Genomic DNA, 17,062 nt, shown 5'->3' on the forward strand with positions numbered 1-17,062 from the left:
GGGGCGCAGAGGATAACAAAAAAGGGCCGTGTCGCCACGGCCCTTTTGGGGAGAGTCCTTACAGACCCAACTTCTTGTGCAGGTAGTGGATGTTGGTTCCACCGTGCTGGAAGTTCTCGTCCTTCATGATCTCTTTTTGCAGCGGCACGTTGGTCTTGATCCCCTCGACCACCAGCTCGTCGAGCGCCTGGCGCATGCGGGAGATGGCGACGTCGCGGTTCTCGCCGAAGCAGATAAGCTTGCCGATCATCGAATCGTAGTAGGGCGGCACCTTGTAACCTGCATAGATGTGGGAGTCCCAACGCACGCCCAGACCACCCGGCGCGTGGAAGCGCTGGATCAGGCCCGGCGAGGGCAGGAAGGTGGCCGGATCCTCGGCATTGATCCGGCACTCGATGGCGTGGCCACGAATGCGGATGTCCTGCTGGGTGATCGACAGGGGCTGGCCGGCGGCGATGCGCAGCTGCTCCTTGATGAGATCCACGCCGGTGATCTGCTCGGTGACCGGGTGCTCTACCTGAATACGGGTGTTCATCTCGATGAAATAGAACTCGCCGTTCTCGTAGAGGAACTCGAAGGTACCCGCACCGCGGTAGCCGATCTCGAGACAGGCGCGCACGCAGCGCTCGCCGATGTTGCGGCGCATCTCTTCGGTGATGCCCGGTGCCGGCGCCTCTTCGACCACCTTCTGGTGGCGACGCTGCATGGAGCAGTCACGCTCGCCCAGATAGAGGGCGGTACCCTGGCCGTCGGCCAGTACCTGGATCTCGATGTGACGCGGGTTCTCGAGGAACTTCTCCATGTAGACCATGTCGTTCTTGAAGAACTGACCGGCCTCGGACTTGGTCAGGGCGATGGCGCCCGCCAGCTCGGCCTCGCTGCGTACCACGCGCATACCGCGACCACCGCCGCCGCCGGCGGCCTTGATGATCACCGGATAGCCGATGCGCTTGGCGATGGCGGCGTTACGCTTGGCGTCGTTGTCGACCGGACCGTCGGAGCCCGGCACGCAGGGCACGCCCGCCTTCTTCATCGCCTCGATGGCGGAGACCTTGTCCCCCATCAGACGGATGGTGTCGGCACGCGGACCGATGAAAATGAAGCCGGACTTCTCGACCATCTCGGCGAAATCGGCGTTCTCGGAGAGGAAGCCATAACCGGGGTGGATGGCCACGGCACCGGTCACCTCGGCCGCGGCTATGATGGCCGGGATGTTGAGGTAGGAGTCGGTACTGGCCGGCTTGCCGATGCAGATGGACTCATCGGCCAGCAGCACGTGCTTGAGCTCGCGGTCGGCGGTGGAGTGCACGGCGACCGTCTTGATCCCGAGCTCCTTGCAGGCGCGCAGGATCCGCAGGGCGATTTCGCCCCGGTTGGCGATGACAACTTTATCGAGCATGTGACGTCCCTTATTCGATGATGAACAGCGGTTCGTCAAACTCCACGGGCTGGCCGTTCTCGATCAGGATGGCCTTGATCACGCCGCTCTTGTCGGATTCGATCTGGTTCATCATCTTCATGGCTTCGACGATGCACAGGGTATCGCCGGCATTGACCTGCTGACCCACTTCCACGAAGGCCTTGGCCTCCGGGCTGGAGGAGCGGTAGAAGGTACCGACCATGGGGGAGCGGACCAGGTGACCACTCGGGGTGGCGTCGGCGGCCGGGGCGGCAGCAGCCGGAGCGGCGGCAACCTGGGCAGCCGGGGCGGCCATCTGCGGCATGATCATCTGCGGGGCGGCAGTCACCTGACCGCCGAAGTTGCGGCTGATGCGCACGGACTCTTCGCCCTCGGAGATCTCCAGTTCAGCGATGCCGGACTCTTCAACCAGTTCAATCAGTTTCTTGATCTTGCGGATATCCATTAGCATTCTCTTTCTTCTTTTGTCTGTGCGTGAAGATTATGCGGCGCGCAGATGACGCACGGCCGCGGTTAAGGCAAACTCGTAGCCGGCCGCTCCCAGGCCACAGATGACGCCTTTGGCGACATCGGAGAGATAGGAGTGGTGGCGGAAGGGCTCCCGTGCATGGACGTTGGACAGGTGCACCTCGATAAAGGGGATGGCCACCCCCAACAGGGCATCGCGCAGGGCGACGCTGGTGTGGGTGAAGGCGGCGGGGTTGATGACGATGAAGTCGACCCGGCCCATGGCCTGATGAATGGCCCCGATCAGTTCGCTCTCGGCGTTGGACTGCAGGTGCTCAAGCTCGACCCCCAGGGTATCGGCCTGTGCCTGCAGATCGGCGACGATGTCGGCCAGGGTCTGGCTGCCGTAGATGCCCGGCTCCCGTTTACCCAGCAGATTCAGGTTCGGGCCGTTGAGCACGAGAATGCGGTGTTTTGGGGCCATGTTCGCGTATCCTCGGCGAAATTGCTGCGATCTTGCGGGGTTTTTATCCCAAGAGAGCAAAGTAGCCATTTTTTGTCCGATCGAGTGTGCCGTAGCACACAGATTTCGCAATTATATTGATTTCGTGAAAAATCACAGCATTTTACTGGTCTAATCTCTACATTAGTCTCTTTTTTGAACAGGTGGCCGGTTTGACATGAGCCCTGACAATGTTTCTAAATGGGCCCTGCTGATTGGACTGTAGAGGAGATCAAGCGATGAAACCCCTTCTGGTTTTGATGGCCGCCCTGGCCTTGGGAGGATGCGCGGTGAGCACCGGCAACGGGATGGAACAACTCAAGGCGCATCAGTGGCAACTGACCGGTGCCAAGGGTGACACCTTCACCCTGCAGGTGGCCGGCGAGCGCCTGGCCGGACGCGGTGGCTGTAACCGTTACTTCGGTGCCATCGAGCGGCTCGATGCCAGCACCCTCACCCTGGGCCCGGTCGGGGCAACCCGCATGATGTGCGTCGAAGGCGATCTCGCTGCCCGCGAGGGGGCGTTCTTCACCACGCTGGGGCAGGTCAAGGGCTACGCCGTGGCAGGGGATCGCCTCGAGCTCAAGGGCGCCGACGGCGCCGTGCTGCTCACCTTGGAGCGCCGGGGCGCCGCCCAATAACCCCCCAAGGGCCGCCGCCGCGGCCCTTCGCCTTTCCCCTTATGCGACGCTGGCTGTCGCACTTGCCTCGCCCGGCAGGGCATGCGCCCTGACACGCCTCGTCATCCCCCCCTCTGATACTTGAAGCGTTTCTTGCGCCGGTAGGGGAAGACATCCTCGATATGGCCGTCGCGGATGCGCCGCTGCTGCTCTTGCCAGAAGCTCGCCTCGAACATCTCCTTGTGCAGGGCCAGCATGATCTCGCGCACCCTGGGCTTTTGCAGCAGGAAGGTGGCGAACTCCTCGGGGAAGATGTCGCTCGGCCCCACCGAATACCAGGGCTCGGCGCACAGCTCATCCTCGGGGTAGCGCGGCGGCGGGATCTGACGGAAGTTGCACTCTGTCATGTAGCAGATCTCGTCGTAGTCATAGAAGACCACCCGGCCGTGCCGGGTCACCCCGAAGTTTTTAAACAGCATGTCGCCGGGGAAGATGTTGGCCGCCGCCAGCTGCTTGATGGCGTTGCCGTACTCCTCAAGCGCCAGTCGGGTCTGTTGCTCGTCGGCCTGCTCCAGATAGAGGTTGAGCGGGATCATCTTGCGCTCGGTATAGAGATGCCTTATCACCAGTTTGTCGTGGGTGATGGTCAGCGCCGAGGGGGCCACCTTCTGCAGCTCGGCCAGGAGGTCCGGGTGGATGCGCTCGAGGGGGAACTCGAAGTTGGTGAACTCCTGGGTGTCGGCCATGCGCCCGACCCGGTCGTGCTGCTTGACCAGCCGGTACTTCTCTTTGACCTGCTCGTGGCTCACCTCCTTGGGGGGGGTGAACTCGTCTTTGATCACCTTGAACACCACGTCGTAGGAGGGGAGGGTAAACACGCTCATCACCATCCCCTTGATGCCGGGGGCGATGACAAACTGCTCCCGGCTCTGGGCCAGGTGTTGCAGGTAGTGGCGATAGAGCTCGGTCTTGCCGTGCTTCTGGCAGCCGATGGCGTTGTAGATCTCGTAGTCCGCCTTGTTGGGGAGGATCTGGCGCAAGAAGGCCACATAGAGGGCCGGCGCCGGGGCATAGACCATGAAGTAGGCGCGGGCGAAGCCAAACACGATAGAGGCGATATCGGGCTCGAAGATGACGGTGTCGACGCTGATCGCCTCGCCGCTGTTGAGCAGGGGCAGCAGGAAGGGGAACACCTGGCCGTCGCAGCGCACCAGCCCCACCAGATAGGCCGCCTTGTTGCGATAGAACACCTCCTTGAGCATCTCCAGGGTGAAGGGGCGCTCTTGCAGCACGGCCGGGCCGCTCTCGGCCAGGTGGCGGCAGATATCCATGATGTCGCGCCGGCTGTCCTCATAGGGGAGGGTGAAGCGCACGTCGCTCAAGATTTGGTTCAGGGTCGTCGGCAGGCTGGTGGCATCGCTCTGGTAGCGGCGCAGCAGGGTCGAGAGACTCGGGTTATCGCCGCGGGAGAGGAAGCGGTGGATGTAGAGGTTCTCGTCCTTGATGTTGCGATGGCGGAAGATGCGCCGATAGACGGAGTTGAAAAACGACTCGGCTACCTCGAAGTTCTCACAGCCTGGCAGCAGATCGCTAAAGGCCCCCTTGACCCGCTTGAGCAGCTCCTGATTGACGTGGTGCTCGCCCATCATCTGGCGGATAGAGGCGGCGGTGGCCCCCACGTGATAGTCGTAGAGGCGGATCCGCTCACGCCCGGCGAGCTGCACCCCGAGCCAGTCACAGTGCTCGAAGCGGCTCTTGGCGCCGCGGGTGATCTCGAGAAAGCGGCTGTAGAAGGCCTCGAAGCGCTGCAGTATGGTCCTCGCGACCTCCTGCTCCAGAGTCGGTTTCATTCATCACCTTCCTTGTGGCTTTTTTGGCCACTATGGCAAGCTTCAAACGGCTGTTCAAGTGGCATTTTTGTGGCGGAAACGGTAGATTTCGCCCCCTATTTGCCCGAGAGGAATCCCCCATGAAGCTCTATTTTGTGCTGGTGTCGCCGGCCCGTCCCGAGAATGTTGGCGCCGCCGCCCGTGCCATCAAGACCATGGGCTTCGACGCCATGCGCATCGTCGCAAGCCAGGCCCACGAGGCCGAGCAGGCGAGCTGGGTGGCCCACGGCGCCCAGGAGGTGCTCGCCTCGGCCGAATCGTTCGATACCCTGGAGGCGGCGCTTTCCGACGTGGATCTCGCCATTGCCACCACGGCCCGCCAGCGTGGCCGCTATCAGCACTACCTGACCCCGGCGCAAATTCGCGAACAAATTGCCGCGAAAAAGCTGGAAAAAGTCGCCATTGTGTTCGGTTGTGAGGAGTCGGGGCTCTCCAACGAGCAGCTCGGCCACTGTGACCTCATCAGCTATCTGCCGCTTAGGGTCAGCTACCCCTCGCTCAACCTCGGCCAGGCGATCATGCTGTATGCCTGGGAGCTCAGCCCCCTGCTCGACGCCCCCGAGGCGCCCGCCGACGAGGCGGTGAGCGAGGCCCAGGTCAGGGTGCTCAAGGGGACCACTTCCGAATTACTCGGTGAACTGGGGGTTTCGCAGGATGAAAAACTGCATCACTGGGCGATGGACCGGATTCCCATGCTGCCCCAGCGCGATCTCAACATGCTCCATCTCTTGTGCAAGGACCTTGCCCGTCGCCTCGGTCTGAAAGATTGAGTTGACAGCCCAAGGCCCCTCGGGGTATTGCTAAAAGCACTTTCGATTCAGAGATGTCGTTCATGGCTCAGCGTCAACGTATCACCACCACCATTATTACTACCGGTACCACCATGGGTGGCACTGGGGTCGGCTGATACGCGAACGAAACAGGTTCAAACATCACCAAAAGGCCCGTACCACCCAGTACGGGCCTTTTTGTTAGGCAAATTACAGGGAGAGAAGAGATGCGAGTGTTGAAGTTTGGTGGGTCCAGTCTGGCGGATCCCGAGCGTTTCCTGCGGGCCGCCGAAATCGCCATTAACACCCATAGCCAGTCCCAGGTGGCCCTGGTGCTGTCGGCCCCGGCCAAGGTGACCAACCACCTGGTGGCCCTGGTCGAGCAGACCAGCCGCGGCATGGACGCGAGCCAAACCCTGAGCGATATCCGTGCCATCTTCGAGCGGGTGCTGGCCGGCCTCAAGAGCGCCTGCCCGGCGCTGGATGACGCCAGCCTCAAGGCCCGTCTGGACGAGGAGCTCGGCAGTGTCGAGCGCATGATGCGCGGCATCGCCCTGCTCGGTCAGTGCCCGGACAACGTCCAGGCCCGCATCCTGAGCCGTGGCGAGAACCTCTCCATCGCCTTCATGACCGGCCTCTTGCAGGCGCGCGGCATCGAGACCGGCTTCATCTGCCCCGAGCAGCTGCTGGTGACCGACGGCAACTTCCTCGAGGCCCACGTCAACATCGAGGCCTCCCGCCAGCGCTTTGCCGCGGCCGGGCTCGATAACCAGCGCTTCTACCTGATGCCGGGCTTCACCGGCGGCAACGACAAGGGCGAGACTGTGCTGCTCGGTCGCAACGGCTCTGACTACTCGGCCGCCGTGCTGGCCGCCTGCGTCGACGCCGAGTGCTGCGAGATCTGGACCGACGTGGAGGGCTGCTACAGCTGTGACCCGCGCCTGGTGCCGGACGCCTACCTGCTCAAGACCCTCTCCTACAAGGAGGCGATGGAGCTCTCTTACTTCGGCGCCAAGGTGCTGCACCCGAAAACCGTCGCCCCGGTGGCCCAGTTCCAGATCCCGTGCCTGATTAAAAACAGCTTCAACCCCCAGGGCCCCGGCACCCTGATCGGCCCCGACAGCGGTGACGATGGCCTCAAGGTCAAAGCCATCTCGGATCTCTCGGGCATGAGCATGTTCAACGTCTCCGGCCCCGGCATGAAGGGCATGGTCGGCATGGCCGGCCGCATCTTCGCCGCCGTCTCGCGCGCCGGGGTCAGCATAGTGCTCATCACCCAGTCATCCTCCGAGTACAGCGTCAGCTTCTGTATTCACAGCTACGACGAAGAGAAGACCCGCAAGGTGCTCGAGCGCGAGTTCGCGCTGGAGTTCAAAAACCAGCTGCTCGAGCCCCTCGAGGTGGTCAGCAACCTGGCCATCATCTCGCTGATCGGTGACGGCATGCGCACCAGCAAAGGCATGGCGGCGCGCTTCTTTACCTCCCTGGCCCAGGCTTCCATCAACATCGTCGCGATCGCCCAGGGCTCGAGCGAGCGCTCCATCTCGGCCGTGGTGCGCGCCGGCAAGGTGGCCGAGGCCATCAAGGCCTGCCACCAGAACTTCTTCGGCAGCCAGCAGTTCATCGATCTCTTCATGATCGGCGTGGGCGGTGTCGGCGAGGCCCTGGTCGAGCAGATCCGCCGCCAGCAGCCGGTGCTGGCCGAGCAGGGCATAGGCCTGCGCGTCGTGGCGCTGGCCAACAGCCGCCAGATGGTGAGCTGCCCCGATGGCCTCAAGCTCGACAACTGGAAGGCCCAGCTCGCCGAGGGGCGTGGCAGCTTCACCCTGGAAGAGGTCAAGCGCCTGGTGGAAGAGAGCCACATCATCAACCCGGTGATCGTCGACTGCACCTCGAGCGAAGCCGTGGCCGCCCAATACGCCGACTTCCTGGCCGCCGGTTTCCACGTGGTGACCCCGAACAAGAAGGCCAACACCGGCTCCATGGATTACTACAAGGCCCTGCGCCGCACCGCCCAGCAGACCCGCCGCAAGTTCCTCTACGAGACCAATGTGGGCGCCGGCCTGCCGGTCATCGAGAACCTGCAAAATCTCATCAAGGCGGGCGATCGCCTGCGCGCCTTCGACGGTATCCTGTCGGGCTCGCTCTCCTTTATCTTCGGCAAGCTCGACGAGGGCATGGCTTTCTCCGAGGCGACCCAAATTGCCCGCGGCAACGGCTTCACCGAGCCGGATCCGCGCGATGACTTAAACGGCATGGACGTGGCGCGCAAGCTGCTCATTCTGGCCCGCGAGGCCGGCATGCCCCTCGAGCTCGCCGATGTGCAGGTCGAGCAGGCCCTGCCGCCCGGCTTCGATGTGAGCGGCGATGTGGCGTCCTTCATGGCCCGCCTGCCCGAGGCCGACGGCTGGTTCCGTGACCAGTTCGCCGCGGCCCAGACCGAGGGCAAGGTGCTGCGCTACGTGGGCTCCATCGAGGGGGGCAAGTGCAAGGTCGCCATCAAGGCGGTCGGCCCGGACGAGCCGCTCTTTAAGGTCAAGGACGGTGAGAACGCGCTCGCCTTCTTCTCGAGCTACTACCAGCCCATCCCCCTGGTGCTGCGCGGCTATGGCGCGGGGGCGGACGTGACCGCCGCCGGGGTGTTTGCCGACATACTGCGCACCCAGAACTGGCAGCAGGAGATCTGATGATGAGTGCAGACATGCGCGACAGCGTGGTGGCCTATGCGCCGGCATCGAGCGCCAACTTGAGCGTCGGCTTCGACGTGCTGGGGGCGGCGCTGGCCCCCATCGACGGCTCCCTGCTCGGCGATCGGGTGCTGGTCGAGGCGGGGGACGCCCCCTTCTCCCTCGCCGCCGTCGGGCGCTTTGCCCACAAGCTCCCCGATGATCCGAAAAAGAACATCCTCTATGACTGCTGGGTCGGCTATGGGGAGGCGCTGCAAAAACAGGGGCTCGCCCTCAAGCCCCTGCACATGGTGCTGGAGAAAAACCTGCCGGTGGGCTCGGGGCTCGGCTCGAGCGCCTGCAGCGTGGTGGCGGCGCTGGAAGGGCTCAACGCCTTTCACGGCCATCCCCTTGGCGAAGAGGCACTGCTACTGCTGATGGGGGAGATGGAGGGGCGCATCTCGGGCTCGGTCCACTACGACAACGTCGCCCCCTGTTATCTCGGTGGCATGCAGCTAATCGTCGAGGAGGCGGGCATCATCAGCCAGGGCATTCCGGCCTTCGACGAGTGGTACTGGGTAGTCTGCTACCCGGGCACAGTGGTGTCGACCGCCGCGGCGCGCGCCATCCTGCCGGCCCAGTATCGCCGCCAGGACTGCCTCACCTTCGGCCGCCGTCTGGCCGCCTTCGTGCACGCCAGCTACACCGGCCAGGAGCCCCTGGCCGCCAGCGTGCTCAAGGATGTGATTGCCGAGCCCTACCGCGCGGCGCTGATCGAAGGCTTTAACGAGGTGCGCGATCACGCCGCCCAGAACGGGGCCCTGGCGACCGGTATCTCGGGCTCGGGCCCGACCGTGTTCTCGGTCATGAAGGATGCCGCCCAGGCCGAGCGCCTCAAGCGCTGGCTGGAACTCAATTTCGTCAAAAATGAAGATGGTTTTGCCCGTGTCTGCAAACTCGACCTGCAAGGGGCACGGATCACAGGAAGCGAGCTATGAATCTGTACAACATCAAGGACAACAGCGAACAGGTGAGTTTTTCCCAGGCCGTGCGCCAGGGGCTGGGACGCGGTCAGGGGCTCTTCTTCCCCGAGGTGATCTCGCCCCTGGAGGACGTCGACGCCCTGCTCGATCTGCCCCTGCGCGAGCGCTCCATCCGCCTGCTCGGCCATCTGCTCGGTGACGAGGTGAGCGAGGCGACCCTGCGCCAGATGGTCGAATCCGCCTTCACCTTCCCGGCGCCGCTCGCCAAGGTCAGCGATCGCATCCACGCCCTGGAGCTGTTCCACGGCCCGACCCTGGCCTTCAAGGACTTCGGCGGCCGCTTCATGGCCCAGTGTCTGGCGGCGTTTCGCACCGATGAGAAGATAACCATACTCACCGCCACCTCGGGCGACACCGGCGCCGCCGTGGCCCACGCCTTCTATGGGCTGGCGGGGATCGAGGTGGTGATCCTCTATCCCAAGGGCAAGATAAGCCCGCTGCAAGAGAAGCTCTTCTGCACCCTGGGCGGCAATATCCGCACCATCGCCATCGAGGGCGACTTCGACGCCTGCCAGGCCCTGGTCAAGCAATCCTTCGATGACGAGGCGCTGAAAAAAGCCATTGGCCTCAACTCGGCCAACTCCATCAACATCAGCCGCCTGCTGGCCCAGGTCTGCTACTACTTCGAGGCCATCGCCCAGCTGCCCAAAGCCGAGCGCGCCAACGCCGTGGTGAGCGTGCCGTCGGGCAACTTCGGCAACCTCACCGCCGGCCTGATCGCCAAGGCGCTGGGGCTGCCGGTGAAGCGCTTTATCGCCGCCACCAACGCCAACGATACCGTGCCCCGCTACCTCAAGAGCGGCGTGTGGGAGCCGCACCAGACGGTGGCGACCCTGTCGAATGCCATGGACGTGAGCCGCCCCAACAACTGGCCGCGGGTCGAAGAGCTGTGTCGCCGCATGGGCTGGGCCCTGGAGACCCTCAGCTCTGCCATGCGCAGCGACGAGCAGACGGTCGATGCCCTCAAGCGCCTGCACGCCGAGGGATATCTGTGCGAGCCGCACGGCGCCATCGCCTGGGACGCCCTGCAAAGCGAGCTGAAAGAGGACGAAGTGGGGGTGTTCCTCTGCACCGCCCACCCGGCCAAGTTCAAAGAGAGCGTGGACGAGATCCTGGGTCTCGATGTGCCCCTGCCGGGGCCGCTCGCCAAGCACGCCGAGTTGCCGCTGTTGTCGGTCACTCTGCCGGCGGAGTTTGAGCGGTTAAGGGCGTTTTTGGTGGACTAAGCCAATAAAAAAATCCCCCGTCTTTTGCAAAGGCGGGGGATTTTTGTTTTCGTTGTGTGGGAGAGCGTCGATGGGGAGCTAGTCCCCTACAGCATGTTCAAAAAAGGATCTGAAAATTATAACGAAGGAAGTGTTTTCTAAAATAGCGTAAACGAGACGTCGATTTTAGGCCGGTGTCAGGTGATAACTAGACCGATACAGCCTGCCTTCTATTTTTATTGGTTATCATCTTCATTATGTTTGCTATTGCATCATCTATTCTTCGATTGTTCTTGTTTTGGTGGCTTCTTATTTTCAACATGCGAATATAGTCATTGGCGATGTCTTTTATATTTGATGTTGTATTAAACTTGATTAGTAGCTTAATGTGGCCCTCTGCTAAAGTAACCAATGGATAGTCTGTGTCATCATTATAGTTATTAGAATCCAAGCGAAGTAGAATTTCCTCAGCTTCACTTACATTTCGCATAGCTTCTTCTTTAGTCTTAAATTCAGCGCATATCAATAGCTGTTGTGCATATGCATGTTCTGTTTGCTTCATTTTCCATGATGTTACCGCATTTCTTAGTATTTGTAGTGCTGTGTCATGTCTTTTAAAATGACGTAAAGATAAACCATACTGGAGATAAAAAAGACCATCTAACTCAAAATACTTCTCATGATCTTTATATAGACTTAATATGTCGGCCTCACTGCCATGATAGTAATTTTTTATAAAATTGTGATTTATTGCATATTTAAATATCATGAGAACGCTTCTGGATAAATTTCTAGATATAGGTCGCTGTGTTCTGGTTAGAGACATTAGCAATCCACGAATCGCGTTATCTTTGATGTTTAAAGTTACTTTCCCGTCGAAAAGTTTGTCCATATAGATTGGATGTCGTGCCCTTAATTGATTGTTGCTTATATGAACAATACCATGCATGGATGAAATTAATGTTTCGAAATGGGTGGTGACTTTCATATGTTCGAGAGCGGATAAGCATAGATCCTTAGGGAACTCTAAGCTATGTATTGTGGCAAGGCCAATCAAAACAAGGAAAAGCTTTTCGTCATCTGAACTTAAGTTGTTAAAATCGTTTTCTATTATTTTTTCAAAGCCATACCCTGTTGTCAATTCCATTAAGCCAATTAAGAGTTGTTTTTTTGATCGCCGCAATAACTCTTTTACTCTTCGATCTTCAGGGAGTTTTTCGATTCTAGACCATGGTCCATAGAGGCGTAGTTTTTCAAGAATTCTCTTTGCATCATCTTTGGTAATTTCATTAGATAATGTTATGGTAGGATTATAACGTTCTAGTTGCCTCTTTATTCTTCTATGCCATACATTTGTGCGTTCTCCACATATGAATATGGCATTATTAATTTCTGTTGACTCTAAGCACTCGATTAATCCGTCAATTACAGTTGACACTTTATCTATTACAAAGTAATACTTATTAGGAGTTAGCTTTTCTATATTTTTAATTTGATGCAGTAAGTTGCTGATCGGTTCTTTTAGGTAGAATACAGTATGTCCTCTCATGTTAAGATCTTTGGCTGTGCTCATTAAACAGGTGCTTTTCCCTGAGCCTGCTGGGCCATGGATTACATGTAATATATTGTCTTCGTTTATGCTTTCCATGAACTCATCATAAAAATCAAGATGTGCAGGTATATCATCTGATATTTCTTCCCATGTAGGTTTGAATCCATAATAAAACTCCCTTGTTCTACCATGATTTTTGTCGAAACTTGGCTTGAGTAGTTTTTCGACAAATGAGATGTTCAATTTTTGTTGATCATCATCATCGCTGATGAATTTGTATCCTGGATTTCTCGCCTCAGCTATATCCATAAGTTTAGGTGCAGGCGATAGTTCTTTTCTAATCCAGTTTGCAAAGTCATTTAATGTAGCACATTCATGATGAATGCCCATTGATGATAATGACAATTTGTCTATAGTGGTTATTTCCGGTGTTATTATCAATGAATCGTTTTTGTTCGCTTGGCCATTCCAACAAGATTTGTAGTATTCCAATTGCTGCTTGAATAGAGGCTCATCCAGTTTTGTTCCAATGAATATAAACTTGTAGTTAAGATAATCCCGGCCAAGTTGTTTATACCATTCACTAGGGTTGTTTGAAGCCGCTGCATATTCAAGAGGGGAGAATATTAAACCATCTTCGAATTTATTGATGCATCCATTGAGCTTGATAATGTCTACACATGATAAGGTCTGGTCTATCTCACTCCATATTGATCGAGTCGTTTTTATTGATATGCTCTGTTTTGATTCTTTATAAAAAGCCTTTTCCAAACTATCATCTATGTTTAGAGTATATATTCTTGACCATGGTATTTTTGCTATCTCTGTCAAATCATTGGATGGCTTTGTCCCTTCAAAACGTTCACAAAGAATAGATTTTAATCGTGCGCCTAAGGAATGTTTTGCGATTTGATAAACTTCTGGTAGCTTACCAGGTTCATATTCAATATCTAGTGCATCACATAGCTCTTTGGATAAACCTTCTGCCATTAAAATAGAGTTGCCTCGCTTGTCGAGCGAGTCAAATGACGCCCCTGCGCCTAATAAAAGCATGCAATTTCCATTTAAAATACTCTTCTTTATATTGTGGTTCATATGTGTCCGCAATTGGGTGTGGTTGAAGGGGTTAACATGGACACCCATCGTTGTTTGGGGTTATTGGGAGTCCGGCTCTACAGTTGATGGATGTTTGTTGAAGCGGGAGGTGTGTGATGCCTCTGCCTCGTCGTAGCGAAGCTGGCGGATACGCCTTATTACCGTTGTTGCTCACGCCATGTCAGGCGGGGAATAACAATTTAAATCGGTCTCTGCACTCTATTTCTTTTAAGGCTGCCGGTGATTAATAACGCCATGCGCCTAAAGAAATCCAGAATAGGAAAGCGGCAGTACTAAAACAGTAAGTGCCGCTGTTATTGTGCGCCTGTGTCTGGCGATAAGTGCCTTGTTCCCGCCGCGGCCTTTTCGGAGTGAATGGATATCGACATTCATCTGGTGAGGCGGGTTAAACAGGGTGTTTTCTGCCTCTTTCCCGCGTCGCCTTAGGGTCAACCCCTAACGCAGCCAGGGGGTGAAGGTGATGCCGATCAGCAGCCCCTCTGGGCTGAGCAAGCGGGTGACGCTCTGGCCCCAGGGCTCTGCACGGTTGGCGACCAGCAGGCGATAGCCGCGCTCGAGCAGGCTCTGGGTGGCCGCGGCCATGTCGGCCACGTCGAACTCGATCCAGGCCTGGGGGACCGGCAGCTCGGGGGGCCAGCGCTCGTCACCAAAGCAGGAGAGCGCCGCCTGCGCCAGGGGCCAGAGGGCGAAATGCTTCACCCCCTCCAGCACGCCCGGATCCGGCAGCAGATACGCCTCGTTGCCCGGCATGGGCTTGAGGGGCAGACTCAGCCCCGCCACATAGAATGCCTGGCTCGCCTCAGTGTCGCGGGTGATGGGCCCGAATCCGGCGACAAACAGCACGCCCAGCCCCGCAAAGCCTTGCTCCATAGCAACCTCCTGTTGTGTACCCGTTGACGCGCCCGGCTTGCGTGGGCTCTTTTGTAGTCCAGGGGCGGTGCGGCCACGCCGGTGTGCCGCCTCCTGCTCTGTTACAAGGCGCTCTTCTCGCAGGTGGGGTTGCCCTCTTCATCGTGCACGCCGCAATCCCAGCGGTGGGTGCCGTCGCTCAGCACCGCATAATCGATCTCGGCGGCGTCGAGGTTGACCCCTTCGAGCTCGGTCAGGCGCAGGTTCATCGACCAGACCCGCTGCCCGTCGGTGACGAACTGATCCGAGAGGGCCTTGATGCGAGCGCTGTCGACCCCGGCAGGCAGGGGGGCTACCTTCTGCTTGCCGCTGTAGAAACCGTCCTTGGTCACCGCCGACGAGAAGTTCAGGCAGTGAAAGCTGGCGCCGTCCACCTCGGGCTGTTTCTCCCCCTCGAAATAGAGGGTGCCATCCAGGGTCGCCCAGCCTTGGCAGGTGTCGTGTAACCTGACGTCACCTTGGTGCGGGATCACCACCGTCTTGTCGGCCACATAGTAGTAATGGCGCCGATCGGCGGCCTGACCGTGGCCGGTCTTGAGACTCTTGGGATCGGCGCCGCTGAGCACCTCGCCGGTGACGAGAAAGACGTGGCGCCCGTCGCTATAGAAGGGGTGGCTCAGCGCCCTGAAGGCCTGGGTATCGACCTTGACCGCCACCGGCTCGCAATAGGCGTAAGCCTGGCTGCCACTTAACAGAAAGCTGCCCAGCGCCTTGGCGTTATCGAGGCTAAGCTCGGCCGGCAGCAGGCGCTCGTTGCAGTAATGGCGTCCCTGTGAGGCGGCAAGGCTAAAGTCATCGCCGCGGTAGATCACCTCGAAATCGGTCGGCGACGCCTTGGCCAGGGGTTGCCCCGGCTGGTTGCCATAAGGCTTGAAGAGAACGGTCTCACCCTCTGACTGATAGGGGGGTGAGACTTCGGCGTGGGCCATCAGTGGCAGGCACAGGGCGAGCAGAGCGCGGTAGTAAGGGGTCATAGGGCCTCATGGGAGAACGAAAGAGGCGCCGCGCGAGCAAACGCCACGCTACCGCCCCTGAATTACAGCTTCCAGTGCGCTCGGGGTCTCGGGAGGATAGGTCCCATCGCTGACGCCGGGCACCGGCCGCTATGATATTCAATCCGGTCTTGTCTGGGCCAGAAGTTCGTGGTCATTTGACGCTATTTGCCGTGGTTTGTTTGAACCCGATCAAAGTTCCGCGGCCACCAGGGGGGGCGCCCTTCGCCGGCGCGTGGTGGCGGGGTTACCTCTGAGCGAAAGCCAGCAAGCCGCCGGGCGACCAAAAAGCGGCCAGTTGCTTGATCTTTTGGGAAAAGTTATTTGCATTTTGGGGCCGGCTTGGGTAAAAATCTGCGCCACGGAGAGATGCCGGAGTGGCCGAACGGGATTGACTCGAAATCAATTGTGGTAGCAATACCACCCAGGGTTCGAATCCCTGTCTCTCCGCCAAATTGTAGTCCGAGATAGTCTGGGACAGTATAGAGAACCCGCATGGCATAAGGCCTTGCGGGTTTTTTAGTGTCCGGCGAAGTCCGATTGGATTTGCCTAAAACCGGTGTTTTTTGGTACATGTTTTGGTACATGACGTGCGGCATTACGATGGAGCGTGTACCAATGCCAAGAATTACCAAACCCCTCTCTGCCACTGAAGTGCGTAACGCAAAACCCCGTGAGATCGAATGGACTCTTTCAGATGGGAACGGCCTTGAGCTGTGTGTCTCCCCCAACGGGAATAAGCTGTGGCGCTTTCGATACACTCGACCAAATGGTTCACGTACCCGGATCTCGCTAGGCGCATACCCGGAGATATCGTTGTCGGACGCCCGTGATCAGGCAGATGCATACCGCCGGTTGCTTGCCAAAGGCAAAGACCCCCAGGACCAAAAGGCTGAAGAACGACTTGCAGCCAACCTCACCTTCCGCATTGTTGCCGAGGAATGGAGAGCGCTGCACCAGCGCAGGGTGACAGCTGAGTATGCCAAGGACCTGTGGAACTCATTGGAGCGGCATGTGTTGCCCGGATTGGGGCATATCCCGATCCAGCAAGTGACGGCACAATATGCAATCGCTGCATTGCGCCCTCTCAAGCTGGAGGAGAAGCACGAGTCTGTTCGACGTAGTTGCCAGCGTATCAACGAGATCATGACGTATGCCGTCAACTCGGGCTACATCATGGCCAACCCATGTGCAGGTATCCGTCAGGTATTTGATAAACCAACTAAGCAGCACTTGCCCAGTATCGAGCCAAGTCAGTTACCCGTTCTTCTCCGAGCAGTAAACCAAGCCAGCATTACCGTGATTACGCGTAATCTCATCATGTGGAGCCTCCATACCCTTGCTAGGCCGGGTGAGGCCGCAACAGCCCGGTGGGATGAAATTGACTGGGATGCCAAGGTATGGCGTATACCAGCCGAAAAGATGAAGCGTCGCCGGGAACATCAGGTACCTCTCACTGATCAGGCTCTCGATATTCTGCACGCAATGAAGCCGATATCGGGCAGGTTTCCCTACGTCTTTCCCGGGGAACGTAATCGACGTAGCCACTGTAACAAGTCAACGGTCAATATGGCTCTGAAGCGTATGGGATTCGCTGACAAGCTTGTCGCACATGGGTTCAGGTCACTTGGAAGTACGGTGCTCAACGAGCGAGGGTTTGCAAAGGATTTGATTGAAGTCGCACTGAGTCACATGGATCGAGACGCGGTACGTGCAGCTTATAACCGTACCGATTTCCTAGAAAGACGCAGGCCTATGATGGAGTGGTGGAGCAACCACATTCAGACTATGGCGCGTAGAGCCACTGAGCTTGACGAGGAAGAGCCCATGTTAGATGTCGATGCTTATAGCACCGAACTTGTTAATTGATGCTCGCAGACCTTATTGAGCTGTTTAACCTATCGAACGGCTCATATCATGAGGCCATTTGA

General features: G+C 58.0%; 13 protein-coding genes and 1 tRNA gene. 7 read left to right on the forward strand and 7 right to left on the reverse strand.

Annotated elements, in window-relative coordinates; translation table 11 throughout:
• Positions 1-58 precede the first annotated feature (58 nt).
• Genes accC through aroQ form a run of 3 tightly spaced genes read right to left on the reverse strand, consistent with a single transcriptional unit; the run spans position 59 to position 2,351 of the window.
• Entirely contained in the window at positions 59-1,399 is a 1,341-nt protein-coding gene (accC, locus tag BN1121_RS02385; protein ID WP_005350570.1) for an acetyl-CoA carboxylase biotin carboxylase subunit, read from the reverse strand.
• A 10-nt stretch (positions 1,400-1,409) separates the two neighbouring features.
• Positions 1,410-1,865 carry an acetyl-CoA carboxylase biotin carboxyl carrier protein gene (gene accB / locus BN1121_RS02390; protein WP_005350572.1) on the reverse strand — a complete coding sequence of 152 codons (456 nt, stop codon included), beginning with the start codon at positions 1,863-1,865 and terminating at the stop codon, positions 1,410-1,412.
• A 36-nt stretch (positions 1,866-1,901) separates the two neighbouring features.
• Complete coding sequence (aroQ, locus tag BN1121_RS02395) at positions 1,902-2,351, reverse strand: type II 3-dehydroquinate dehydratase (RefSeq protein WP_005350573.1); 450 nt, start codon at positions 2,349-2,351, stop codon at positions 1,902-1,904.
• Positions 2,352-2,608: 257 nt separating this feature from the next.
• Here aroQ and BN1121_RS02400 point away from each other — a divergent pair, with 257 nt between their 5' ends.
• Positions 2,609-3,010, forward strand: a complete 402-nt coding sequence (locus BN1121_RS02400) for an META domain-containing protein (RefSeq protein ID WP_005350574.1) — start codon at positions 2,609-2,611, stop codon at positions 3,008-3,010.
• A gap of 101 nt (positions 3,011-3,111) precedes the next feature.
• On the opposite strand, the gene aceK is transcribed toward BN1121_RS02400, so the two are convergent.
• Positions 3,112-4,839, reverse strand: coding sequence for a bifunctional isocitrate dehydrogenase kinase/phosphatase (gene aceK, locus BN1121_RS02405; RefSeq protein ID WP_043597101.1), 1,728 nt, complete (start codon positions 4,837-4,839; stop codon positions 3,112-3,114).
• Between the two features lie 119 nt (positions 4,840-4,958).
• Between aceK and BN1121_RS02410 the strand changes: the two genes are divergently transcribed.
• From BN1121_RS02410 to thrC, 4 genes are all read left to right on the forward strand, one after another.
• Positions 4,959-5,648, forward strand: a complete 690-nt coding sequence (locus tag BN1121_RS02410; protein WP_005350575.1) for a tRNA/rRNA methyltransferase — start codon at positions 4,959-4,961, stop codon at positions 5,646-5,648.
• 227 nt (positions 5,649-5,875) lie between these two features.
• Positions 5,876-8,335, forward strand: coding sequence for a bifunctional aspartate kinase/homoserine dehydrogenase I (thrA, locus tag BN1121_RS02415; protein ID WP_005350576.1), 2,460 nt, complete (start codon positions 5,876-5,878; stop codon positions 8,333-8,335).
• Positions 8,336-8,337: 2 nt separating this feature from the next.
• Entirely contained in the window at positions 8,338-9,312 is a 975-nt protein-coding gene (gene thrB, locus BN1121_RS02420) for a homoserine kinase (RefSeq protein ID WP_043157319.1), read from the forward strand.
• Positions 9,309-10,583, forward strand: coding sequence for a threonine synthase (gene thrC / locus BN1121_RS02425; protein ID WP_005350586.1), 1,275 nt, complete (start codon positions 9,309-9,311; stop codon positions 10,581-10,583). The genes thrB and thrC overlap by 4 nt, the downstream gene beginning before the upstream one ends.
• 187 nt (positions 10,584-10,770) lie before the next feature.
• Here thrC and BN1121_RS19135 read toward each other — a convergent pair whose 3' ends face one another.
• The 3 genes from BN1121_RS19135 to BN1121_RS02435 all read right to left on the reverse strand — a co-directional run bounded on the left by BN1121_RS19135 (position 10,771) and on the right by BN1121_RS02435 (position 15,113).
• Positions 10,771-13,209: a P-loop NTPase gene (locus BN1121_RS19135; protein WP_197065734.1), complete on the reverse strand. Its 2,439-nt coding sequence runs from the start codon at positions 13,207-13,209 to the stop codon at positions 10,771-10,773.
• Positions 13,210-13,665: 456 nt separating this feature from the next.
• A complete protein-coding gene (locus BN1121_RS02430; RefSeq protein WP_005350589.1) occupies positions 13,666-14,100 on the reverse strand; it encodes a VOC family protein in 435 nt (144 codons plus the stop codon).
• Between the two features lie 101 nt (positions 14,101-14,201).
• On the reverse strand, positions 14,202-15,113 hold the full coding sequence (locus tag BN1121_RS02435) for a DKNYY domain-containing protein (protein WP_005350613.1): 912 nt from the start codon (positions 15,111-15,113) through the stop codon (positions 14,202-14,204).
• Between the two features lie 381 nt (positions 15,114-15,494).
• Between BN1121_RS02435 and BN1121_RS02440 the strand changes: the two genes are divergently transcribed.
• Positions 15,495-15,584, forward strand: a tRNA-Ser gene (locus BN1121_RS02440).
• Positions 15,585-15,749: 165 nt separating this feature from the next.
• Positions 15,750-17,000: an integrase domain-containing protein gene (locus BN1121_RS02445; RefSeq protein WP_043597104.1), complete on the forward strand. Its 1,251-nt coding sequence runs from the start codon at positions 15,750-15,752 to the stop codon at positions 16,998-17,000.
• The last annotated feature ends 62 nt before the right edge of the window (positions 17,001-17,062 follow it).

It is taken from the genome of Aeromonas diversa CDC 2478-85 (assembly GCF_000819805.1).
Lineage (GTDB): Bacteria > Pseudomonadota > Gammaproteobacteria > Enterobacterales > Aeromonadaceae > Aeromonas > Aeromonas diversa.